We start from the raw sequence: 20,766 nt of genomic DNA, 5'->3' as shown, positions 1-20,766 counted from the left end.
CAGCGTCTGCCGGGGCTTTTTGCGCGCCTGGGAAAATTAACAACGTTTAACTCGTCCTGCGTCCGGTCTGCACCCAAAACTATCTTCCTGTAGGAGCGAGCTTGCTCGCGATGGAGTATCAGTCGACACCAATGTGGCTGACACACCATCGCGAGCAAGCTCGCTCCTACAAGGGATTTCAACCCATCTCAAGGACAAACCAATGAGCAACGTGGTGGTGGTCTATCACAGTGGCTACGGGCACACCCGGGTCATGGCCGAAGCCGTGGCCGGTGGCGTGGAACGGCACCTTGGCAGCACCTGCCAGTTGATCCCGGTCGAAGAGGTAGACGAGCACTGGGAGCGGCTGCACAACGCCGACGCTATCATTTTCGGCGCGCCGACCTACATGGGCAGCGCCTCGGCGGCCTTCAAGGCGTTCATGGAGGCCACGGCGGCGTTCTACCTGACCCAGCCCTGGCGCGACAAACTCGCGGCGGGTTTCACCAATTCCGGCTGCCTGTGCGGCGACAAACTCAACACCTTGCTGCAAATGGCGGTGTTCGCCGCCCAGCACTCGATGATCTGGGTCGGCCTCGACCTGCTGCCGGCACGCTCCAGCACCGGCGCGTTCAACGGCCAACTCAATCGCCTGGGCAGCTCACTGGGTGCCATGGCCCAGTCGAATGTCGAGCAATCCCCCGACGATGCCCCTCCGCCCGAGGATCGCTGCACCGCCGCGCACCTGGGCGAGCGAGTGGCGCGCCTGGCCGATCGCCTGCGCCACTGACCCTTTTGATTCACCCCCAACCCTCGTTAAGGAGGCATCACCCATGAGCACTTTCATTACCCGCGATGGCGTCGAGATTTACTACAAGGACTGGGGCACCGGTCAGCCGATTGTCTTCAGTCACGGCTGGCCACTGAACGCCGACAGCTGGGAATCGCAGATGATCTTCCTGGCCTCCAAGGGCTATCGGGTCATCGCCCACGACCGTCGCGGTCATGGGCGTTCCAGCCAGCCGTGGTCGGGCAATGACATGGACCATTACGCCGACGATCTGGCGCAGTTGATCGAGCTGCTCGACCTGCAAAACGCCGTGCTGTTCGGCTTCTCCACCGGCGGTGGCGAGGTGGCGCGTTACATCGGTCGCCACGGCACCGGCCGCGTGGCCAAGGCCGGGCTGATTTCCGCGGTGCCACCGCTGATGCTCAAGACCGAAGCCAACCCCGGCGGCCTGCCGCTGGAAGTGTTCGACGGCATCCGCCAGGCCTCGCTGGCCGACCGTTCGCAGCTGTACATCGACCTCGCCAGCGGCCCGTTCTTCGGCTTCAACAAGCCTGACGCGAAACCGTCCCAGGGCATGATCGACTGGTTCTGGATGCAGGGCATGATGGCCGGCCACAAGAACGCCTATGACTGCATCAAGGCGTTCTCGGAAACCGACTTCACCGAAGACCTGCAGAAGTTCGACGTGCCGACGCTGGTGGTGCATGGCGACGCGGATCAGGTCGTGCCGTATGAAGCGGCGGGCGTCTCCTGCGCCAAACTGGTAAAGGGCTCGACCCTGAAGATTTACCCGGGCGCCCCTCACGGTTTGACGGACACCCATAAGGACCAGCTCAACGCTGACCTGTTGGCGTTCTTGAAAGGTTAAAAAGCCGGATCAAGGGATCGCAGGTTTCGCCAGCGCCTACACGTGCATACCCGTAGGCGCTGGCGAAGGCTGCGATCTTTTGCTTTTAAGGCCATGCACCGCCTGACAGCGCCAGGCAAACGGATTGATGCCTTCGCTGCGGGTGAAGATGTGGCAGAAGTGCGCCTGATCGCAGAAGCCGCATTCGAGGCTGATCTGCGTGAGGCTGAGGTTGGTGTACTGGATCAATTGCTTGGCCAGGGCAATGCGCTGCTGGCGAATCCAGTCCTGTGGCGAGAGGCCGGTGCTGCACTTGAACGCGCGGGAGAAGTGACTGCGCGACAGGGCGCAGGCCTGCGCCAGTTCAGTAACTTCCAGGCTGTCGCCCAGACGTTCGAGGATCAGTTGTTTAACCAGCTTTTCGCGCTGCGGGCTGAGGCAGCCGGTGCTTTTCTTTGGCACCGGCGTGAATGACGCGGGGGCGGCATTTTGCTGAACGTGAGCCATGGCGAATGTCCGTGTCGGTAGGCTTCATTCTTGGACCCGAAGGCTCTGGCTTACGAGTTAATCGTTGTTAATTTCTCGCTCACCGCGGGAAGTCTTGGGTAAAGTCAGACACAATTCTCATCCTCGCGCCCGGCCGAACACACACAAGGAACCTGTGCCTATGAACCGTAACGATCTGCGTCGCGTCGACATGAACCTGCTGGTGATTTTCGAGGCCCTGATGTTCGAAAAGAACCTGACCCGAGTCGCGGAAAAACTGTTCATGGGCCAACCGGCGGTGAGCGCCGCGCTGGGGCGTTTGCGCGATCTGTTCGACGATCCGTTGCTGCTGCGCAACGGACGCGGCATGGAACCGACGGCGCGCGCATTGGCGATTCTCAAGGAATTGCAGCCAGCGATGGACACCATCTCCGGTGCGGTCAGCCGGGCCAAGGAATTCGATCCTGCGACCAGTTGCGATGTGTTTCGCATCGGGTTGTCGGACGATGCCGAGTTCGGTTTGTTTCCACCGTTGCTGCGTCAGTTGCAAGAGGAAGCACCGGGCATCGTCGTGGTCGTGCGGCGGGCCAATTACTTGTTGATGCCAGCGCTGTTGGCGTCGGGGGAAATTTCGGTGGGTGTGAGCTACACCACGGATCTGCCGGCCAATGCCAAGCGCAAGAAGCTGCGCGATATCCCCTGCAAAGTGCTGCGCGGCGACACCCGGCCGGGGACGCTGACCCTGGATGAGTACTGCGAGCGGCCCCATGCGATGGTGTCTTTTTCCGGCGACCTGAGTGGCAACATCGACCTGGATCTGGCGAAGGTCGGGCGTAGTCGTCGTGTGGTGCTGGGGGTGCCGCAGTTCAGTGGGTTGCGGGCGTTGCTCGCCGGGACCGAGATGATTGCCACTGTGCCGGATTATGCGGCGTGTGCGTTGGTCGAGGGCTGTGGCTTGCGCGCTGAGGATCCGCCGTTCGAGATTGAGGCGGCGCAGTTGTCGATGGCCTGGAGCGGGGTGCATGACAATGATCCGGCGGAGCGGTGGTTGCGGTCGCGGATCGGTCAGTTCATGTCTGTGGCTTTGGATGTTTCTTAGGTGTTGACCTTGGCGGCCTCTGGGCCGACCAGGTTCTTTGTTGATTGAGTACATATCCGTTTCTTCGGTAACGGCGGCTGGCGGTTTCGCCCTTACGGCGAGTCCCTTTTGTCAAACGACACAAAAGGAACCAAAAAGTCTCGCCCCTTACGTACGGCCCCTCGCTGAGGCTCGGGGTTCCTTCGCTCCGGCATTCATCCGGGGGCATCGCCCTCCGGTTGGCTTCGCTGGCACCTACATGCGATGTGTTCGACTGCGTCGAACGGCGCTGCGCGCCAATCCCCGGATAAACACCTCCACTCAGCCTGCCGAGGGGGCGGGTGGATCAAGATCAAAAGCTGCAGGCGAGCTAACGCTCGGCCTGATGAGTGGTGAGAAGCGACGCGGTGGTGCGGGATGCTCTGCTTTTTGCTCTTCTGTGGGAGCAAGCTTGCTCGCGATGGCGGCCTGACAGCCGACCACTTTCTTACGAGTGTACCCAGCCCAACTGTAGGGGCGAGCCTGCTCGCGAAGGCGGCCTGCCAGCCAATCAATTTCTTGCTGATGTACACCGATCAAATTGTGGGAGCGAGCTTGCTCGCGAAGGCGACCTGCCAGCCGCCCAATCACTTGCTGATGTACACCGACAAATTGTGGGAGCGGGCTTGCCCGCGAAGGCGACCTGACAGCCGCCCAATTACTTGCAGATGTACACCGATCAAATTGTGGGAGCGAGCTTGCTCGCGATAGCGGTGTATCAGTCCACACCAATGCCGGATGTAATGCCGCCATCGCGAGCAAGCTCGCTCCCACAGGGAATGTGCAGTGTTCTGAAAGCCCTGTTTAAAAGCGGTCAGCCTCTATTCCTGAAAGCCACACCGCCTTGCGTCGTTGCCTACAACTACGCCAGAATCCGCCGGCTTGTGAGTCTTGGCCCTGATCTCTATCGTTCTCCACGTCGCTGCCCATTCAGCGATCGGGTTTAGCAGCTCGGTAAATTTCAAGGCTCGCCAGTGTCACCTTCAGATCAGTTCGATCTGCAATTTGGTGGCTGTGCGTGGGGCACTTCGGTGCGCCGGGTTCCTTGATCCCTGGTCTGCTAACCCGCGTACAGCCGCCACCCAATTCGTTTAGCAGCGACTTGTGGCGGCTCCATTGATCAAGGAGCTTGACCATGTTCAAACCCACCCCCAATCCCCCGAAAGCCCCGGCACCACCACACAATCCCAGCACGATGTTTCTCATCGCCCCCGACATCAACACCGAAACCCTCTTGGCCCACGCCTGCGAATCCCTGGCCTCGGCCAGCATCATGGCCAGCGATCTTGCTGGATTTCTGCAAAGCCCTCATCGCAATGCGCTGCTGGGGATTGCGCAGATCATCATGTTGGGTGAGCTGGCGGTGAATCAGGCGTTGGATAATCTCGACCCGCAAGACTAGTCCAGTAGCAGCAAGCAACGAGTAACCCTGTGGGAGCGAGCTTGCTCGCGATGGACGTCAACGATAACGCGTGTTGACTGATTGATCGCGTTGTTCAGACGTTTTTCGCGAGCAAGCTCGCTCCCACAGGGATCTGTGTCGATGGGCCGTTCTCGGTCCACACCGGCAAACAGAGCACGTACATTCAATTTTTCCTCCCCCCGTCCCGGCACTATCGAATCCTGTCCCGGCGCATCGACGCCGGTGGTTTTTCATTTGTGCGGGTAGGCCATGGACACTTCGCGAAGTGATGATCGGGCGCAAGACTGGGGGCTGCTGTTCCTGCGGGTCAGCGGCGGGTTGTTCCTGTTGTGGGTGCATGGCTTGCCCAAGCTGCTTCACTACAGTGCCGAGCTGCAAAACATCGAAGACCCCTTCCACCTGGGCACGAATCTGACGCTGATGCTGGCGATTTTCGCCGAGGTGGTGTGCCCGCTGCTGATCGTCGCCGGGTTGCTGGCGCGTCTAGCGTGTTTGCCTATTCTGTTTTTGCTGTGGGTGTCGATGTTGATCGTGCATCCGCAGTGGACGCTCTTCGAAGGCCAGTTCGGCTGGCTGCTGCTGATCGTGTTCACCAGCATTTTCATCGCCGGGCCGGGACGCCTGGCACTCAATGTCCGTTTTGTCGGAGCCTTGCGTTATGTCTGAATCCAATCGCCGTGAGCCGGCAAGTCCGGGGCCTGATGAGGTGGTGACCCTGATCGTCAAGCACCGGGTCAAGGCCGGTTTCGAAGTGCCTTATGCAGCCTGGCTGCGCAACATCGTCAAGGTGGCCGCGCAGAACGTCGGGCACTTGGGCGTGGATGTGGTGCGTGGCAAGAATGCCGGCCTGGACACCTACACCTGCGTGCTGCGCTTTTGTTCGACCGAGGCGATGCAGCGCTGGCTCGATTCACCGCAACGCCAGGAACTGGTCGATGAAGCCGCGCCGATGCTGGCCGATGGCGACCAGACCGAAGTCAATCCGGTCAACGAGTTCTGGTTCTCGCCCCAGGCCGAGGCCAGTACGCCATCGCCGCGCTGGAAGCAGGCCGTGGTGACGCTGCTGGTGATCCTGCCGCACACCTTGCTGGTGCCGCTGCTATGGGGGCCGTTGTTGCGGCTCAACGCCTTGCTCTCCAATTACGTGGTGGCCACATTTCTGATCACCCTGACCATCGTGCTGTCGGTGGTTTACATCTTCATGCCCATGGCGACGCGTCTGTTCGCGCCCTGGCTGTCTCCCGCCACATTGCACGAGGAACCGTGATGAACGCCGATCTGATTCTGTTCAATGGTCAATTCCATACCGTTGACCGCACAAAACCGCTCGCCAGCGCCGTGGCGATCAGCGACGGGCGTTTTGTCGTGGTCGGCAACGATGCCGAAGCCATGGCCCTGCGGGGCTCGAACACCCAGGTGATCGACCTCAAGGGGCGTTGCGTGATCCCCGGGCTCAACGACTCACACTTGCACCTGATCCGTGGCGGCTTGAACTACAACCTGGAACTGCGTTGGGAAGGTGTGCCGTCACTGGCCGATGCCTTACGCATGCTCAAGGAGCAGGCCGACCGCACGCCGACCCCGCAGTGGGTGCGGGTGGTCGGTGGCTGGAACGAGTTCCAGTTCGCTGAAAAGCGCATGCCGACCTTGGCGGAGCTCAATCAGGCGGCGCCAGACACGCCGGTTTTCGTGCTGCACCTGTACGACCGCGCCTTGCTCAACCGCGCCGCGTTGCGTGTCGCCGGCTACACCCGTGATACACCGAATCCGCCAGGCGGCGAGATCGTGCGTGACGCCAATGGCGAGCCGACCGGCATGCTGGTGGCGCGGCCCAACGCGATGATTCTGTACTCGACCCTGGCCAAGGGGCCGAAGCTGCCGCTGGAGTATCAGGTCAACTCGACCCGTCAGTTCATGCGCGAACTCAATCGCCTGGGCCTGACCAGTGCCATCGATGCCGGCGGCGGTTTCCAGAATTACCCGGACGATTACCAGGTGATCGAGCAGTTGGCAAAGGACGAGCAACTGACCGTGCGCATCGCCTACAACCTGTTCACCCAGAAACCGAAGGAAGAGTTGACCGACTTCAAGAACTGGACCGGCAGCGTGAAGCTGCACCAGGGCGACGATTTCCTGCGGCACAACGGCGCCGGGGAAATGCTGGTGTTTTCGGCGGCGGACTTCGAAGACTTCCTCGAACCGCGCCCGGACCTGCCGCAAACCATGGAAGCCGAATTGGAACCGGTGGTTCGCCATCTGGTCGAGCAACGCTGGCCGTTCCGTTTGCACGCCACCTACAACGAATCCATCAGCCGCATGCTCGATGTGTTCGAGAAGGTCAATCGCGACATTCCGTTCAACGGCTTGCCGTGGTTTTTCGACCACGCCGAGACCATCACCCCGCAGAACATCGAGCGGGTGAGGGCGCTGGGCGGCGGCATCGCGATTCAGGATCGCATGGCGTTCCAGGGTGAATATTTCGTCGAGCGTTACGGCGCGAAAGCGGCCGAAGCCACGCCACCGATCAAACGCATGCTGGCCGAAGGCGTACCGGTGGGTGCCGGTACCGACGCCACGCGGGTGTCGAGCTACAACCCGTGGACCTCGCTGTACTGGATGGTCAGCGGTCGCACCGTCGGAGGTATGGAATTGCACGCCGAAGGCCTTTCACGCCTGACGGCGCTGGAACTGTTCACCCACGGCAGCGCCTGGTTCTCGTCGGAGCAAGGCAAGAAGGGCCAGATCAAGGTCGGGCAACTGGCTGACGTCGCGGCCCTCAGTGCGGATTTTTTCAGCGTCGATGAAGAGGCGATCAAGTGGATCGAGTCGGTGTTGACCGTGGTCGGCGGCAAGGTGGTGTACGGCGCCGGTGACTTCGAGAAGCTCGGGCCGGCCAGCGTGCCGGTGCTGCCGGACTGGTCGCCGGTGGTGAAGGTGCCGGGCCACTGGCGCCCGACTTCGCCGATGCAGGCCCAGGTTCACCATTGCAGCGGCCCGTGCGCGGTGCATTCCCACAGTCATGAACGGGCGCGCCTGTCGAACGCGCCGGTCAGCGATTTCGCCGGTTTCTGGGGCGCCTTTGGCTGCTCGTGTTTTGCCTTCTGACTCTTTTAAAAAAGCGCCGGCCCAACAGGTCGGCGCTGCCTGCAACAACCATCCACCAAGGAGTTTCCAATGAGCAACGTTCCGTACAAACGCCTGAACAAAGACGATGCTGTGGTATTGCTGGTCGACCACCAGACCGGTCTGATCTCGCTGGTACAGGATTTCTCGCCCAACGAGTTCAAGAACAACGTGCTGGCGCTGGGCGACATCGCCAAGTTCTTCAAACTGCCGACCATCCTCACCACCAGTTTCGACAGCGGTCCGAACGGTCCGATCGTGCCGGAGCTCAAGGCGCAGTTCCCGGACGCGCCGTTCATTGCACGCCCGGGCCAGATCAACGCCTGGGACAACGAAGACTTCGTCAAGGCGATCAAGGCCACCGGTCGCAAGCAACTGATCATTGCCGGTGTGGTGACCGACGTGTGCGTGGCGTTCCCGACACTGTCAGCCATTGCCGAAGGCTTTGAGGTGTTTGTGGTGACCGACGCTTCCGGCACCTTCAACACCACCGTGCAACAAGCGGCCTGGGCGCGCATGTCGGCCGCCGGTGCACAACTGCTGAACTGGTTCTCCGTGGCCTGCGAGCTGCAAGGCGACTGGCGCAACGACATGGAAGGCCTGGCCAACCTGCTGTCCGAACGCCTGCCGAACTATCGCAACCTGATCAACAGCTACACCAAATTTACCGCTAAGTAAGAAGTACACCTGTGGGAGCGAGCTTGCTCGCGATGGCGGCGTATCAGTCGACACACATGTTGACTGACAGAAAGCTATCGCGAGCAAGCTCGCTCCCACAGATTTTTTGTGTGATCACTTGATCAGCGACTCTGCAACCAACTCAAAAACCCACCTTTCCTGACCGCTACCGGTTTGGCCATCAACGCCATCCGGCTGTTCTGCTGGCGCACCGCCTGCAGCTTGTTCAACGCCCGGTCGACTTCCCGTCGTTGCGCCATGCAGTTGCGGGTCAGTGATTTGTCGAGGCGGTAGATGATGCTTGAGGTCATGGCGGTGAACCGTGCCTGGGACGGCGTGTCGGCGAGGATGCTTTGTTCGCCCATGACTTCACTCGGCCCCATGCGCCCGGCTTCGATCTGCGTGCTGCCGTTGGGGACGGTGGCGCTGACCACGCCGGTGGCGATGACGAACAGGCTGTCCGGTACTTCCTCCAGATCCAGCACCACCTCACCGGCCGCGTATTGCTGCGCCACCATGTTCTGGGCCAGGTGATCCCGTTCCTCGGCGCTCAGGGAGCGGAATATTTTCACTTCATCGAGCAAGGCCCGTGCACGGGTCGACGGCTCGATCACGCCATCGGGTTGCCGGGAAATGCCTGCCGCTTCGAGGTGCCGATGGGCCAGGTCGAACAGTTGATTGCGCACTTCACCCTTTTTGCCCAATTCGGCGATGAAGCCGCTGGCCACGTATTCGGACATGGTTTCGCCGGCCTCCTTGAGCACGGCTTTCGGCGCCGGATCGAGCAGCAGACTGCTACTGCCCTGAAGGGTGCGGTCCAGGGCATCGAGTACCCGGCGCGGGCGGATGTGGTTGGGCACCTGAATGCTGATCGACACGCCGTGCATATTGAACGGGCGGCTGAGATTGACGATCTTTGCCTTGGCCGCCACCGAGTTCGGCACCACAGCGGTGCTGCCGGCGCTGGTCAGCAGGTGGGTGGCACGCCAGTCGATGTCCAGCACCTTGCCTTCAATACCGTCGATGGAAACCCGGTCATCGACCTGATACGGCTTGGTGGTATTGAGCACGATGCCGGAGAACACGTCGCTCAAGGTGCTCTGCAATGCCAGACCCACCACGATGGCGACGACGCCGGAGGTCGCCAGCAAACCTTTCACCGGCAGCTCCAGCACGTAGCCGGCGGCGGCCACCACGGCAATCAGGAACACCAGTGCACCGATGACATCCTGCAACAGCCGGCCGCTATGGCCGATGCGCCGCATCAGGGCCAGGCCGATCACTTCGGTCAGCACCCGCGCGGCGTACAGCCACCAGAGAATCCCCAGTGCCGTGGCCCCCAGTTGTGCCACGCGATCATCGGCAAACAACGGCGCCTGCAACGGGCTGACGCCGGCGTTGATGAGCACCGCGCTGAACAGCACAAACAGCGCCAGGCGCACACCGACCCGGCTGACGCGATGCTTGAATGGCGCGAGGTGCCAGAGCAGGGCGTCGATGGCCAGCAGCAGGGTGCTCAGTGAGAGCAGGTGACCGAGGAGAAAGGACATGGGGAAACTCCATTTAAATGCTTGCGGCAAACAGATTGCAGATCCTTCGGGGAAGGTGATTTCAGTGCGGTGAACGAAGATTAATGGTGTGTCAGGAAGAGAAAAAGCGGCTATAACGTGTTTGACTGTCAACCGGGAAGTGACAATGAACCCCTTCGAAGATATGCGTATTTTTTGCCAGGTCATGGACTCCGGCAGCTTCACGGCGGCCGCCGATCAACTGGGGCTGTCCAAGCAGTTTGTCAGCCGCCGCTTGATGCAACTCGAAGAGCGCCTGGGTGTGCGCTTGCTCAATCGTTCGACCCGGCGCCTGGATGTCACGCCGCTGGGGCAGAGCTATTACGAGTCAGCCTTGCGCCTGCTCAGCGAAGTCGAACAAGTGGAGCAGGGCATCGCCGGCCAGACTACCGAGCCACGGGGGACCATTCGTGTGAGTGCGCCGCTGTCGTTCGCGCTGGCGCATCTGGGCTGCCTGTTGCCGGTGTTTTTGCAGCGCTATCGCGACGTGACGGTGGAGATGGATTTGAGCGATCGTCCCGTGGATTTGCTCGGTGAGGGCTACGACCTGGCGCTGCGCATCGGCACACTGGAAGACTCGACACTGATCGCCCGACGCATTGCCTCCATTGAGCGGGTGTACTGCGCAAGCCCGGCGTACCTGACCGAACGCGGCACACCGCTCAAGCCTGAAGATTTGCACGGTCACGACTGCCTGCCGTACGGCCATGGTCGACAGGTGCAATGGCGGTTTGCAGGGCAGGGCAAGCCATTGAGCGTCAATGTCAGCGGGCGGATGCGGGTCAACAACGGTGAATTGCTCAAGGACGCGGCGATTGCCGGGCTGGGGATCACGTATTTGCCGACGTTCATTGTTGGCTCGGCGTTGAAGGATGGACGGCTGGTGGAAGTGCTGGAGGATTTTCGGCCGGAGCCGCTGACGTTGTCGGCGGTCTATCCGCAACACCGGCAGAGTTCGCGGCCGGTGCAGGCGCTGGTTGAGTTCTTGCGCGAGGAACTGGATCAGTCTGAGGGTGGGTTGTAGAGCGGCGGATTGCCTGACTCACATCGGCCACTGTGGGAGCGAGCTTGCTCGCGATGGCGTCCTGTCATCCAACATTGAAGTCGTCTGACACTCCGCCATCGCGAGCAAGCTCGCTCCCACAGGGTTTTGTGTTGCATGGGAATCAGTGGGAATCAGCTCCTTTTGTCATCACCGGGCTCGGCATGGACACCACGGTCATCACCGGGCTCGCCATTGGCATGAACGCCATGATCGTCGCCGACTTCACCGGACCGATGAACGCCATGGTCGTCCCCAGGTTCATCATGGGTGCCGCTGCGTCCTGAGGACGAGACCGATCCGGAGTGGCTCGAACCGCTGTTGGCACTGCCATGGCCACTGTTGCTGCCATGGTCGCCACTGTGGCCGCTGCCGCTGCCGCCGCCGCTGCCGCCGCCGCCGCTGCCGCCACCACCGCTACCACCACCGCCGCCACCGTGACTGCCGCCACCACCACTTCCGCCACCACCGCCACCACTACCCCCATCCTTGGCCTGAGCGCTGGAAACTCCAGACAGACTGTCCGGAATCAATACGGTAGACGCCGACAGAACCGCGCCAATAGCTACTGCCAGTAAAAGCTTATTGATGAGCATGTCGTTCTCCGTCCTGTAATTCAGATTGGAACCTTCATGAACAGTGCAATGTGCTGATTTTTCCCCGTGGGAAGTTGATGAACAGTTCAGCGCACCGATTTATTCGGCGGGAACATTGAAAAAGAGTGCAGCGTTCAGCCGGACCCGCGTCTGAAGGGTCAGCTTCAAAGAGTCAGTGAATGCTCGAGGCCAGCTCGAAAATCGGGATGTACATCAGGATCACGATCACCCCGATCAACAGACCGATGAAGGTCATGAGCAAGGGTTCGAACAGCCGCACGAACCATTCGATCCAGCGGCTGATTTCTTCGTCGTAGAAGTCGGCGCTGCGCTCCATCATCTGCCCGAGGTTGCCGGACTGTTCGCCGGCTCGCAGCAGGCGCAGGGACACGGGGGTCACCAGGTGATTGAGTTCCAGCGCGGCAGAAAGTGATTGCCCCTCGCGCACCCGGTCGCAGGCCTGGTCCAGGCGTGTGCGGGAGGCGACGGTGAGCAGGCCACGGACCATGCCCATGGCGGTGACCAGGGGAATGCCGCCTTGCAGCAGAATCCCCAGTGAACGGTAGAAGCGCGCCAGTTCATACATGAAGATGCGCTGGTGCACCGCAGGGAGTTTTTCGATCAGGTGGTCCAGCCCCCGACGAAAGGCCGGCTGGCGCTGGAGCAGGGTGAGGGCGACGATGATGGCCAGCAAGCCACCGAAGAATTCACCCTGGTGGGCGTGCAGGAACATGCCGCTGCTCATCAGGATCTGCGACATCCAGGGCAGGTTCGACCCCAGCCCTTCAAACACCAGGCTGAAGCGCGGCACGACATACCCCATCAAAAACAAAACCACGCCACCGCCCACCACCAGCAACAGCAAGGGGTAGATCGAAGCGCTGATGATCTTTTGGCGAACCTCGTCCATGCGTTGGCGATAGCTGACATAGCGGCCCAGGGCATCGCCTACGGCGCCAGTCTTTTCACTGGACTGCACCAGCGCCACGTACAGCGGGGGGAACACGGCTGACAGCTGGCTCAGGGCCTGGGAAAACGATTTTCCCTCGTAAAGCAGGCGGACCAACTCGTTCAAGGTCTTGCGGGCCTGTGGCGCGTTTTCCTTTTCCGCCAGGCTTTCCAGGGCATCGATCAACGGCAGGCCGGCATTGAGCAGAGTGGTCAGTTCCTGGCTGAACAACACCAGGTTGAACGTCTCGCGCTTGTGCAGGCGCAATGCGCGCCAATGGCGCTCGGCGTGCAGGCTGACCACTCGCAGGCCCTGGTCTTCGGCGATGCGCCTGGCTTCGCTGTGCCCCGGTGCCTCGACGGTCATCGAGACCACACCGGCCTTGCCGACAGCCTTGAGATGAAAGCGCATGGTCGCCATTCCCGTCAGTTCCAGTTGGTGACTTCGGCGTTCTCGCCTTCGCCACCGGGCTGCCCGTCCTTGCCCATGGACAACAGGTCGTACTCGCTGTTCTCACCGGGATAGCGATAGGCGTAGTTGCGGCCCCAGGGGTCTTGCGGGAGTTTTTTCTGCAGGTACGGGCCGGTCCAGCGCGGTTCGTCGGCGGGGGCGGTGACCAGCGCCTGCAAACCCTGTTCGGTGGACGGGTAATGGCCAACCTCCAGACGGTAAAGGTCCAGTGCCTTGCTCAAGCCTTCTATCTGCGCCTTGGCCACTTTCACTTCGGAGCGGCCCAGTTGGGCGAAATACTTCGGCGCCACGATGCCGGCCAACAGCCCCAGTACCACCAGCACCACCAACAGTTCGAGCAAGGTGAACCCGCCTTGGGTTCGCCGGGCATAACACAGTCGCTGATTCATGATGACCTCATAACAGTCGGCAGCAGAGTTGCCATGTAGTTGCATGCAATTGCCATGCTCACGGTTGCTGACCCTTGCGCGCCCCCCTTGCTACGGGCCTTCTCGCTTACGGCACAGTGCTTGCGTATGGCTGGTGCACGACTGGCCATTGGGGCAATACCCCCAATTTTCGGGGCCGGAAAGGGGAGGTATAACAATGAAGACACTCACCGCCGGATTGCTGGGTTTCCTTGTGTTGGCCAGCGCCGCACAGGCCGATGTGTTTGTTTCCGTGGACGCCAATGGCGGCTACGTCCTGTCCAATGTCCACCGCCCCGGACGCCACTATGAACGGGTGATTCGTGAGCCCGATGCGCCGGTGGTCAGCCTCGATCAGCAACCGCAGATGATCGCCGCGCAACCCTATGCCGAGCTGGTGGCGGCGGCGGCCACGGCCAACGAACTGCCGGCGGCGCTGCTGCACGCAGTGATCAAGACCGAATCGAGCTACAACGCCCGCGCCACCTCACCCAAGGGCGCACGCGGGCTGATGCAATTGATGCCCGCCACCGCCCGCGAAATGGGGGTGACCAATGTCTACGACCCCAAGGCCAACATCCAGGGTGGCGCCCGCTATCTCAAGCGCCTGATGACGATGTTCGACAACGATATCCGGCTCGCCGTGGCGGCCTATAACGCCGGCCCGCAAGCGGTGCTCAGCCGGGGCAACGTGGTCCCGCCGTTCGCCGAAACCCAGCGTTATGTGCCCAGTGTGCTGAACCAATATCGACGTTTGCAGGGGTTGCCCGCGGATGCGCCGCTGTGATCGAACATCCGGGGAAATTTCCCCAATAGTGGGGAATAGTGGCCCCGGCGAAAAAGGGGGGGATTGGGTGGGGAATATCCCCCGGCCTATCAAGTCGTGATCATAACAAGCTGATTAATAACGTATTTTTTTGTGGCATGCGGATTGCTCCGGTCGATTTGTCGAGAAGTGTTCCCCGATAACCCGCAGCGAGGCCCGAGTCCATGATCGGCATATCCCACGCTTGGTCCTTGATTGATTTGCTTACCCCCCCTGTGGGAGCGAGCTTGCTCGCGATGACTGCTTTCCAGTCGCCAACGATGTCGACTGTCAGTCCGCTATCGCGAGCAAGCTCGCTCCCACAACGGGGCGGGTAAGACAGGTACAGATCGGTAAAGAGGAATGTTGCTGAAAACAGGACCAACCCTTGTCCGGCGTCGTGCCGGGATTTCGGGTCAGTCCCGGTGATACCCACTAACGAGGAAACCGACATGGACCGATTCGCGCATTGCGGCCTGCTGACGTTTTGCCTGTTGGCCTTCGGTATCGACCAGGCGCTGGCTCACTCGGCGGACGAGCACACCGGGCACGACACGGCGGCCAGCACCGCCAGCCCGGAGAACGCCCGGATCAGATTTGCCGACGTGGCCTTACTGGACCAGAACGGCAAGGTCGTCAACCTGGAAAAAGACCTGGTCAGCAACAAAATCGTGGTCATGGGTTTCATTTACACCCGTTGCACCACGGTCTGCCCGGTGATGTCCTCGATCATGGGCAGGGTACAGAAACATTTGGGCGCGCGGGTCGGCACCGAGGTGCAATTGGTGTCCATCAGCATCGACCCGCAGCGTGATGATCCCCAACGCCTGAACGACTACGCCCGCACCTTCCAGAAAGGGCCGGGCTGGAGCTGGCTGACCGGTTCGCCGCAGGCGGTCGATGCCACCCTCAAGGGCCTGGGTGTCTACAGCGGCAACTTCGAGAACCACTCGCCACTGATTCTGGTGGGGGACGGCAACAACCGCTACTGGACCCGCTACTACGGTCTCACCGAACCGGCGGAGCTGGCCCGGGCCGTCGAGAGGCTCAGAGGCGAACGCAACGCCCACGCCAAGCACACCGCCATCGCCATGGAGCACCAGCCATGAGCGCCTTCGACAGGAAAACCTGCTTCCCCGACATACCCGTGCAGGACCAGAACGGCAGCACCTTTATCTCCCTTACCAGTGATCCGCTGCGCAACACGCCAGCGGTACTCAAGGCTTGCACCTTGAAACAGGGCATCGATGGGCCCCACTGGTTTTTTCTTACCGAAGACAAGGTGCAAATGGACCTTGTATGGGGGCGCATCGACCAGATCGTGCCGACCCCCTTGCAGCACTCCACACGGTTGATCGTCGGTGACGCGGCGAACAAGCGCTGGAGCAAAATCCGTCCCGCCGCCATTGCCCAGCGCTTACAGTTGCTGACAATGCCCGTGGCCTGTCGTTGAGCCACGGCCATGAATACTGCCCTCGTCCTTGGCCTGCTGCTCTTCGGCAGCATCGCGCTCACCGCCCAGGCGCTGCCGCTGAGTCTCAGCGAAAGTGCCGGTAAACGGTTGTACCACGAAGGTGTGTCGGCCAGCGGCGAACCGATCATGGTCCGGGTCGGCGCAGAGGGCGTGCTGCTGCCGGCCACCCGCCTGCCGTGCGCCAATTGTCATGGCGAGGATGGCCTCGGGCGCCCGGAAGGCGAGGTGCGACCGCCGGACCTGCGCTGGTCGCGACTGGCCAGCAGCCAAGGCCAGCAGCACATCAACGGCCGCAGTTATCCGGCCTACAGCGAAATCACCCTGGCGCGGGCGGTGCAGGAGGGGCGCGACCCGGGCAACAATCGGCTCGATCCGACGATGCCACGGTTCGTGTTGTCGATGATCGATCAACGCAACCTCACGGCGTACCTCAAACACCTGGCCGAAGACCGCGTTCCGGGACTGGCCCCCGACAGTCTGCACCTGGGTACGTTGTTGCCGGGTTCCGGCCCCTTGGGCGAGGAGGGCATCACGGTGGCGGCGGTGCTCAATGGCTGCGTGGCGCGCATCAACGAGGCGGGAGGAATTCATGGCCGGCAGTTGCGCCTGACCATCCTCGACCCCGGCGCCGACCGCGCCAGTGCCGAAAAGGCGCTGGACCGGTTGATCAATGAAGAGCAGGTGTTTGCCCTGATCGCACCGATGGCGCCGGCATTGGACCTGAACTTCGCCATGCGTCTGGAACAGGCCGGCATTCCCCTGATCGGGCCGCTGTCCTTGCAGGGCACGCTCCACACCAGCCCGCAGATATTTGAGCCACTGCCGGGCCTTCGCGACCAATTGATCGCCCTGGCCAACTACGCCAGTGCGAGCCTGCGGGTGCTTCAGGGGCCGACGCTGATCGCCTATCCGGACGAACCCGGCCAACGGCTGGCGGCGCAGGAACTCAGCAAGTACTTGCAGGGGCACGCCTGGCAAAAGGTGCGCCTGCAAGCCTATGACCCGGCCGGGGATGATTTTCCCTTGGGGTCGCGTTCGGTGTTTTACCTGGGCAGCAGCAGCGGCTTCAGTCGTCTGGCCGAGCGCTTGCAAACGGCGGGGCAGGTGCCTTACCTGTTCGCCGCCTCGAACCAGGTGGCGGGCAATCTGATGCAGGTGCCCAGCGGATTTTCCCGACGGGTATTCCTGGCCTATCCGTTCGTGCCAAGCGACTGGACCCAGGCCGGGCGCCTGGCCTTGACCCAGTTGCGCGAACACCAGGGCCTCGGTGGCCAGCATGCGGTGCTGCAAGTGGGCGCGTTCAGTTCGATGATGCTGCTCAGCGAAGGCATGAAGCAGGCCGGGCGCAATGCCAGTCGCGAGAAGCTGGTCAGGGCCCTGGAAGGCTTGCGTGACTTCGATACCGGGCTGACACCGCTGATCAGTTTTGGTCCGGGCCGGCGCCTGGGCTTGAGCGGTGCCCATATCGTCACGGTGGATCTGCCGGACCAGCGTTTCTATCTTGTCGCGCCCTATAAACCCATTGCTGCCACGCCCTGACCGGAGGCCGATCATGAAACTCGATACCGCCCGGTGCAGACGCTTCCACTGGCGAAACCGCAGGGCTACGCTTAACCGGGATGAGGGCGTCGGCGCCATTGCGCTCGCGCAATCGAATCGAACGGATTGCCGATCAATAGGGGGTTTCCCCAACAGTGGGGGGAAAAGTCCAGTGCCAATCACGTCGCTTTCCCCGTTTTTGGGGGATGGAACTGCGCTACGAAAAGGCATTGTTTTTTAAATTCAAGGACATGAAGTCCTCAAATTACCGGTGCCCAGCCTGGCATGAAGTGTGCGTTAGTCCTGTCAGGACGCGCACTCCGTCAGGTTCAAAATCCGGACCTGCGGTTTCAAGGAGTCCACCTTGTTGAATAAAGTACTGGTTGTTGATGACGAACAGTTGCTGGCGCAGAACCTCCAGGATTACCTGCAGGCGCAAGCACTGGAAGTCCGGATTGCCCACGACGGTGCGAAAGGAATCGCTGAAGCCGATGATTTCGCGCCCGATGTGATGGTGTTCGATTACCGCTTGCCCGATATGGAAGGCTTTCAGGTGCTCGATGCCGTCCGCCAGAACAGGAAGTGTCATTTCGTGCTGATCACAGGGCATCCAACCGCAGAGGTTTGCGAGCGGGCCCGGCAACTGGGCGTCAGCCATATCCTGTTCAAACCGTTTCCATTGGCGGAATTGGCCCGTGCCGTGCTTGATCTTCTGGGCAGGCAACGCGAACCCAAAGTGGGGGTGAGCACTTCCGAAGGCTTTGTCGAACGACGCCAGAGCAGGACCGAGAGTTTCCCGCTGCAGTTGTACGACGGTAGCTGGGTGCTGGCAGATCGCCGAAAAAATACATCGGCCTCCAAGGCGCCAGACGACGAACAGTTGCTCACCGGGGAGTAGTGGCGCGACAAGACGTTCCGGCCTCCGCCGAATGGCTCGCCGCGCCGACAGGGCCCAAAGCCCCGGGCGTAGGAGAGCAAGCCATGGACCGTCTATCCTTTGCCGTAGAACCGGCGCAACCGGAATGTTCACCGACTCGTTTTACCAGTGAGCAACTGGCCCAGGCCCGAGCCCTGGCCACCAGTTCCGGCGAGCGGATGCTGGACGCCCTGGGGCGGCTGTGCGCACTAGCTCCCATGCCTTTCATTCAATGCCTCGGCGTAACCCTGCACTACCCGGTGCTCGACACCGACAGCCTGTTCAATTCCACGCCGGTGTTCGACCGGGTGACCCTGGCCCAATGCCTCAAGCGCGAATTCACCCTGTTGCGTCACAACGATGCGGTCATCGGTGTGTTCGCCGACCCCTTCGACAGTGCGCGCCTGGCCTGGATCGATGAGTGCCTGCAAGGCGCGCCGCTGTACCTGGTGCATGCCGATGACCTGAAGGCCTATCTGGCGCGTCACGAAGAAAGCTTCCATGCGGTGGAGTCGCTCAACGCCCAGAGCGACGCCGGCGCCGAAACCGATAACCTGCAAAGCCTGTCCCTGACCAGCATCAGCGAAGATTCCAGCGTCGTGGTCAAACTGGTCAACTCGACCCTGTACGACGCGCTGAAAATGCACGCCAGCGACATCCACCTCGGCACCACCGGCAGCGGCCTGGTGATCAAGTACCGGATCGACGGCGTGCTCAACAACATCAGCAAAATCCAGGGCAGCGAGTTCGCCGAGCAAGTGATTTCCCGGGTCAAGGTCATGGCCGAACTGGACATCGGCGAAAAACGCGTGCCCCAGGATGGTCGCTTCAAGATCGGCATCAGCGGCCGGCAGATCGACTTCCGGGTGTCGATCATGCCGAGCATTTTCGGCGAAGACGCGGTGCTGCGGGTACTCGACAAACAGGACCTGGCGGACAAGGTCTGTGGCGTGCAGTTGCAGGCCCTGGGCTTTGAAGAAGAAACCCTGCGCCAGCTGCGCCGGCTGGCCGCCGAACCCTACGGCATGGTGCTGGTGACCGGGCCGACCGGTAGCGGCAAGACCACTACCCTGTACGCGATGATCACCGAGATCAACCACGGCGTGGACAAGATCATCACCATTGAAGACCCGGTGGAATATCAACTGCCGGGCGTGCTGCAAATCCCCGTCAACGAGAAGAAAGGCCTGACCTTCGCCCGGGGCCTGCGCTCGATCCTGCGCCATGACCCGGACAAGATCATGGTCGGTGAAATCCGCGACCCGGACACCGCACAGATCGCCGTGCAATCGGCGCTCACCGGTCACCTTGTGTTCACCACCATTCACGCCAACAACGTGTTCGACGTCATCGGCCGTTTCACCCAGATGGAAATCGATCCCTACAGCCTGGTCTCGGCACTCAATGCCGTACTGGCCCAGCGTTTGATCCGCCTGGTCTGCACCAGTTGCAGCAGCCCCTACAGCCCGACGCAAGAAGAGCTGGAGGTCTCGGGGCTTGATCCGCAAAAGGTCGCTCACTACCGGTTCGTCCACGGCAAGGGCTGCGGGCATTGTCGGGGTACCGGTTATCGCGGGCGTAGCGCAATTGCCGAGTTGCTGCACCTGGACGACGAATTGCGGCAAATGATCGTCGAGCGCCAACCCATTTCGAAAATCAAGGCGCACGCCTGTAAACGTGGCTTGCGCCTGTTGCGCGAGTCGGCGCTGGAGATGGTGGAACAAGGCCGGACGACTCTCGAGGAGATCAATCGTGTCACTTTTATCTCGTGAGCAATTTGTCGCCGTGCTCGGCGCAAGCGGTGTTGGCCTGGGGCAGCGGCAAGGCGCTGCAACCCACTGGCTGGGCAGCGTCGGCTACATTGACGAAGGCTTCCAGGCCTGGACGGTGGCCCTCGATACCCTCGACCGTTTGTTGGCCGAACACACCGTTGCCAGGGCGGAACTGACGGTGGTGATCTCCGGGCACTTCAGTCGCTATTGCCTGGTGCCCTGGAGTGAGCAGATCAGTAGCCCGGCCGAATTGCTCGGCTTCGCCCAACTGTGTTTCGAAGACCTCTACGGTGCCCCGACACAACCCTGGAGCCTGGTGCTGTCGGCCGAACCCGCCGGTTACGACCGCATCGCCACCGCGCTGCCACAGGACTTGCTCGAACGCCTGCGCGCCCTGGTCAGGGATCGCGGTTTGCGCTTGCGTTCGGTACAGCCGTACCTGATGACGGCGTTCAACCATTTCGATAAAAGCTTTGAGGCCGGGGATTTCCTGTTCGTGGTCGCCGAACCGGTGCGCAGCGTGTTGCTGCTGGCCAGGGAAGGGCGCTGGACCTCGGTGCGATCGGTGGGCAGCAGCGACAGCGATGCGGCGCTGACCGCGTTGATCGGTCGTGAACACCAGTTGCAGGCTTCCAGCAGCGAACGGCCGTTGAATGTCTACCTGCATGCACCGGCGCGCATCGATTCGCCTCCTGACGTGCCTGGTGTGCATCTGCGCACCCTCGAAGAAGACCGGACAGCCGTACGCGATTGCCTGTACCTCATGTCTCGGGCGGTGGCCTGA

The 20,766-nt window shown here is 61.4% G+C and carries 21 protein-coding genes and 1 pseudogene; 16 read left to right on the top strand and 6 right to left on the bottom strand.

Going from position 1 to position 20,766, the window contains the following annotated elements; translation table 11 throughout:
- The first annotated feature begins 202 nt into the window (after positions 1–202).
- On the top strand, positions 203–769 hold the full coding sequence (locus ABIE16_RS23765; protein WP_218498350.1) for a flavodoxin family protein: 567 nt from the start codon (positions 203–205) through the stop codon (positions 767–769).
- A 43-nt stretch (positions 770–812) separates the two neighbouring features.
- Complete coding sequence (locus tag ABIE16_RS23760; protein WP_218498349.1) at positions 813–1,637, top strand: alpha/beta fold hydrolase; 825 nt, start codon at positions 813–815, stop codon at positions 1,635–1,637.
- A gap of 36 nt (positions 1,638–1,673) precedes the next feature.
- Here ABIE16_RS23760 and ABIE16_RS23755 read toward each other — a convergent pair whose 3' ends face one another.
- Entirely contained in the window at positions 1,674–2,123 is a 450-nt protein-coding gene (locus tag ABIE16_RS23755; protein WP_218498348.1) for a helix-turn-helix domain-containing protein, read from the bottom strand.
- Positions 2,124–2,283: 160 nt separating this feature from the next.
- On the opposite strand from ABIE16_RS23755, the gene ABIE16_RS23750 reads away from it, so the two are divergent.
- The 6 genes from ABIE16_RS23750 to ycaC all read left to right on the top strand — a co-directional run bounded on the left by ABIE16_RS23750 (position 2,284) and on the right by ycaC (position 8,443).
- Positions 2,284–3,201, top strand: coding sequence for a LysR family transcriptional regulator (locus tag ABIE16_RS23750; protein ID WP_057715510.1), 918 nt, complete (start codon positions 2,284–2,286; stop codon positions 3,199–3,201).
- A gap of 1,153 nt (positions 3,202–4,354) precedes the next feature.
- A complete protein-coding gene (locus ABIE16_RS23745; RefSeq protein WP_429522072.1) occupies positions 4,355–4,621 on the top strand; it encodes a DUF6124 family protein in 267 nt (88 codons plus the stop codon).
- Between the two features lie 270 nt (positions 4,622–4,891).
- On the top strand, positions 4,892–5,308 hold the full coding sequence (locus ABIE16_RS23740; protein WP_429522071.1) for a DoxX family protein: 417 nt from the start codon (positions 4,892–4,894) through the stop codon (positions 5,306–5,308).
- Entirely contained in the window at positions 5,301–5,909 is a 609-nt protein-coding gene (locus tag ABIE16_RS23735; RefSeq protein WP_429522070.1) for an antibiotic biosynthesis monooxygenase, read from the top strand. Before ABIE16_RS23740 ends, ABIE16_RS23735 begins: the two co-directional genes overlap by 8 nt.
- Complete coding sequence (locus ABIE16_RS23730) at positions 5,909–7,747, top strand: amidohydrolase (protein ID WP_429522069.1); 1,839 nt, start codon at positions 5,909–5,911, stop codon at positions 7,745–7,747. Before ABIE16_RS23735 ends, ABIE16_RS23730 begins: the two co-directional genes overlap by 1 nt.
- A gap of 69 nt (positions 7,748–7,816) precedes the next feature.
- Positions 7,817–8,443, top strand: coding sequence for an isochorismate family cysteine hydrolase YcaC (gene ycaC, locus ABIE16_RS23725; protein WP_008004800.1), 627 nt, complete (start codon positions 7,817–7,819; stop codon positions 8,441–8,443).
- A gap of 122 nt (positions 8,444–8,565) precedes the next feature.
- On the opposite strand, the gene ABIE16_RS23720 is transcribed toward ycaC, so the two are convergent.
- Complete coding sequence (locus ABIE16_RS23720; RefSeq protein ID WP_429522068.1) at positions 8,566–9,993, bottom strand: mechanosensitive ion channel domain-containing protein; 1,428 nt, start codon at positions 9,991–9,993, stop codon at positions 8,566–8,568.
- Positions 9,994–10,138: 145 nt separating this feature from the next.
- On the opposite strand from ABIE16_RS23720, the gene ABIE16_RS23715 reads away from it, so the two are divergent.
- Entirely contained in the window at positions 10,139–11,035 is an 897-nt protein-coding gene (locus tag ABIE16_RS23715; protein WP_218498343.1) for a LysR family transcriptional regulator, read from the top strand.
- 152 nt (positions 11,036–11,187) lie between these two features.
- Here the strand turns inward: ABIE16_RS23715 and ABIE16_RS23710 are convergent, their stop codons facing one another.
- The 3 genes from ABIE16_RS23710 to gspG all read right to left on the bottom strand — a co-directional run bounded on the left by ABIE16_RS23710 (position 11,188) and on the right by gspG (position 13,458).
- Complete coding sequence (locus ABIE16_RS23710) at positions 11,188–11,649, bottom strand: hypothetical protein (protein WP_429522067.1); 462 nt, start codon at positions 11,647–11,649, stop codon at positions 11,188–11,190.
- Positions 11,650–11,821: 172 nt separating this feature from the next.
- Entirely contained in the window at positions 11,822–13,009 is a 1,188-nt protein-coding gene (locus ABIE16_RS23705; RefSeq protein ID WP_154862394.1) for a type II secretion system F family protein, read from the bottom strand.
- Positions 13,010–13,023: 14 nt separating this feature from the next.
- Positions 13,024–13,458 carry a type II secretion system major pseudopilin GspG gene (gene gspG, locus ABIE16_RS23700; protein WP_102672816.1) on the bottom strand — a complete coding sequence of 145 codons (435 nt, stop codon included), beginning with the start codon at positions 13,456–13,458 and terminating at the stop codon, positions 13,024–13,026.
- 196 nt (positions 13,459–13,654) lie between these two features.
- On the opposite strand from gspG, the gene ABIE16_RS23695 reads away from it, so the two are divergent.
- Positions 13,655–14,263, top strand: a complete 609-nt coding sequence (locus ABIE16_RS23695; RefSeq protein ID WP_154862395.1) for a transglycosylase SLT domain-containing protein — start codon at positions 13,655–13,657, stop codon at positions 14,261–14,263.
- 100 nt (positions 14,264–14,363) lie between these two features.
- On the opposite strand, the gene ABIE16_RS23690 is transcribed toward ABIE16_RS23695, so the two are convergent.
- On the bottom strand, positions 14,364–14,735 hold the full coding sequence (locus ABIE16_RS23690; RefSeq protein WP_218498340.1) for a hypothetical protein: 372 nt from the start codon (positions 14,733–14,735) through the stop codon (positions 14,364–14,366).
- On the opposite strand from ABIE16_RS23690, the gene ABIE16_RS23685 reads away from it, so the two are divergent.
- The 6 genes and pseudogenes from ABIE16_RS23685 (at position 14,734) to ABIE16_RS23660 (ending at position 20,766) form a co-directional block, all read left to right on the top strand.
- On the top strand, positions 14,734–15,390 hold the full coding sequence (locus tag ABIE16_RS23685; protein WP_340315508.1) for an SCO family protein: 657 nt from the start codon (positions 14,734–14,736) through the stop codon (positions 15,388–15,390). The genes ABIE16_RS23690 and ABIE16_RS23685 overlap by 2 nt on opposite strands.
- Positions 15,381–15,734, top strand: a pseudogene (locus ABIE16_RS23680) (hypothetical protein); the annotation flags it as partial. The gene ABIE16_RS23685 and the pseudogene ABIE16_RS23680, both read left to right, overlap by 10 nt.
- A gap of 9 nt (positions 15,735–15,743) precedes the next feature.
- Complete coding sequence (locus ABIE16_RS23675) at positions 15,744–17,294, top strand: ABC transporter substrate-binding protein (protein WP_349736060.1); 1,551 nt, start codon at positions 15,744–15,746, stop codon at positions 17,292–17,294.
- 364 nt (positions 17,295–17,658) lie between these two features.
- A complete protein-coding gene (locus tag ABIE16_RS23670) occupies positions 17,659–18,192 on the top strand; it encodes a response regulator (protein WP_429522066.1) in 534 nt (177 codons plus the stop codon).
- 83 nt (positions 18,193–18,275) lie between these two features.
- Positions 18,276–19,982 carry a GspE/PulE family protein gene (locus ABIE16_RS23665; RefSeq protein WP_150814697.1) on the top strand — a complete coding sequence of 569 codons (1,707 nt, stop codon included), beginning with the start codon at positions 18,276–18,278 and terminating at the stop codon, positions 19,980–19,982.
- A complete protein-coding gene (locus ABIE16_RS23660; protein WP_429522065.1) occupies positions 19,963–20,766 on the top strand; it encodes a hypothetical protein in 804 nt (267 codons plus the stop codon). The genes ABIE16_RS23665 and ABIE16_RS23660 overlap by 20 nt, the downstream gene beginning before the upstream one ends.

The organism is Pseudomonas sp. 2725, from assembly GCF_050434585.1.
GTDB lineage: Bacteria > Pseudomonadota > Gammaproteobacteria > Pseudomonadales > Pseudomonadaceae > Aquipseudomonas > Aquipseudomonas jessenii.
Note: the sequence above shows the minus strand (reverse complement) of the source record. Positions and strands in the feature narration are given on the sequence as shown.

Coding starts and splice junctions, on each gene's coding strand:
- ABIE16_RS23735 (WP_429522070.1), top strand. CDS start 5,301: ATGTCTGAATCCAATCGCCGTGAGCCGGCAAGTCCGGGGCCTGATGAG.
- ABIE16_RS23745 (WP_429522072.1), top strand. CDS start 4,355: ATGTTCAAACCCACCCCCAATCCCCCGAAAGCCCCGGCACCACCACAC.
- ABIE16_RS23760 (WP_218498349.1), top strand. CDS start 813: ATGAGCACTTTCATTACCCGCGATGGCGTCGAGATTTACTACAAGGAC.
- ABIE16_RS23755 (WP_218498348.1), bottom strand. CDS start 2,123: ATGGCTCACGTTCAGCAAAATGCCGCCCCCGCGTCATTCACGCCGGTG.
- ABIE16_RS23690 (WP_218498340.1), bottom strand. CDS start 14,735: ATGTCGGTTTCCTCGTTAGTGGGTATCACCGGGACTGACCCGAAATCC.
- ABIE16_RS23765 (WP_218498350.1), top strand. CDS start 203: ATGAGCAACGTGGTGGTGGTCTATCACAGTGGCTACGGGCACACCCGG.
- ABIE16_RS23715 (WP_218498343.1), top strand. CDS start 10,139: ATGAACCCCTTCGAAGATATGCGTATTTTTTGCCAGGTCATGGACTCC.
- gspG (WP_102672816.1), bottom strand. CDS start 13,458: ATGAATCAGCGACTGTGTTATGCCCGGCGAACCCAAGGCGGGTTCACC.
- ABIE16_RS23740 (WP_429522071.1), top strand. CDS start 4,892: ATGGACACTTCGCGAAGTGATGATCGGGCGCAAGACTGGGGGCTGCTG.
- ABIE16_RS23685 (WP_340315508.1), top strand. CDS start 14,734: ATGGACCGATTCGCGCATTGCGGCCTGCTGACGTTTTGCCTGTTGGCC.
- ABIE16_RS23750 (WP_057715510.1), top strand. CDS start 2,284: ATGAACCGTAACGATCTGCGTCGCGTCGACATGAACCTGCTGGTGATT.
- ABIE16_RS23665 (WP_150814697.1), top strand. CDS start 18,276: ATGGACCGTCTATCCTTTGCCGTAGAACCGGCGCAACCGGAATGTTCA.
- ycaC (WP_008004800.1), top strand. CDS start 7,817: ATGAGCAACGTTCCGTACAAACGCCTGAACAAAGACGATGCTGTGGTA.
- ABIE16_RS23695 (WP_154862395.1), top strand. CDS start 13,655: ATGAAGACACTCACCGCCGGATTGCTGGGTTTCCTTGTGTTGGCCAGC.
- ABIE16_RS23720 (WP_429522068.1), bottom strand. CDS start 9,993: ATGTCCTTTCTCCTCGGTCACCTGCTCTCACTGAGCACCCTGCTGCTG.
- ABIE16_RS23710 (WP_429522067.1), bottom strand. CDS start 11,649: ATGCTCATCAATAAGCTTTTACTGGCAGTAGCTATTGGCGCGGTTCTG.
- ABIE16_RS23675 (WP_349736060.1), top strand. CDS start 15,744: ATGAATACTGCCCTCGTCCTTGGCCTGCTGCTCTTCGGCAGCATCGCG.
- ABIE16_RS23705 (WP_154862394.1), bottom strand. CDS start 13,009: ATGCGCTTTCATCTCAAGGCTGTCGGCAAGGCCGGTGTGGTCTCGATG.
- ABIE16_RS23730 (WP_429522069.1), top strand. CDS start 5,909: ATGAACGCCGATCTGATTCTGTTCAATGGTCAATTCCATACCGTTGAC.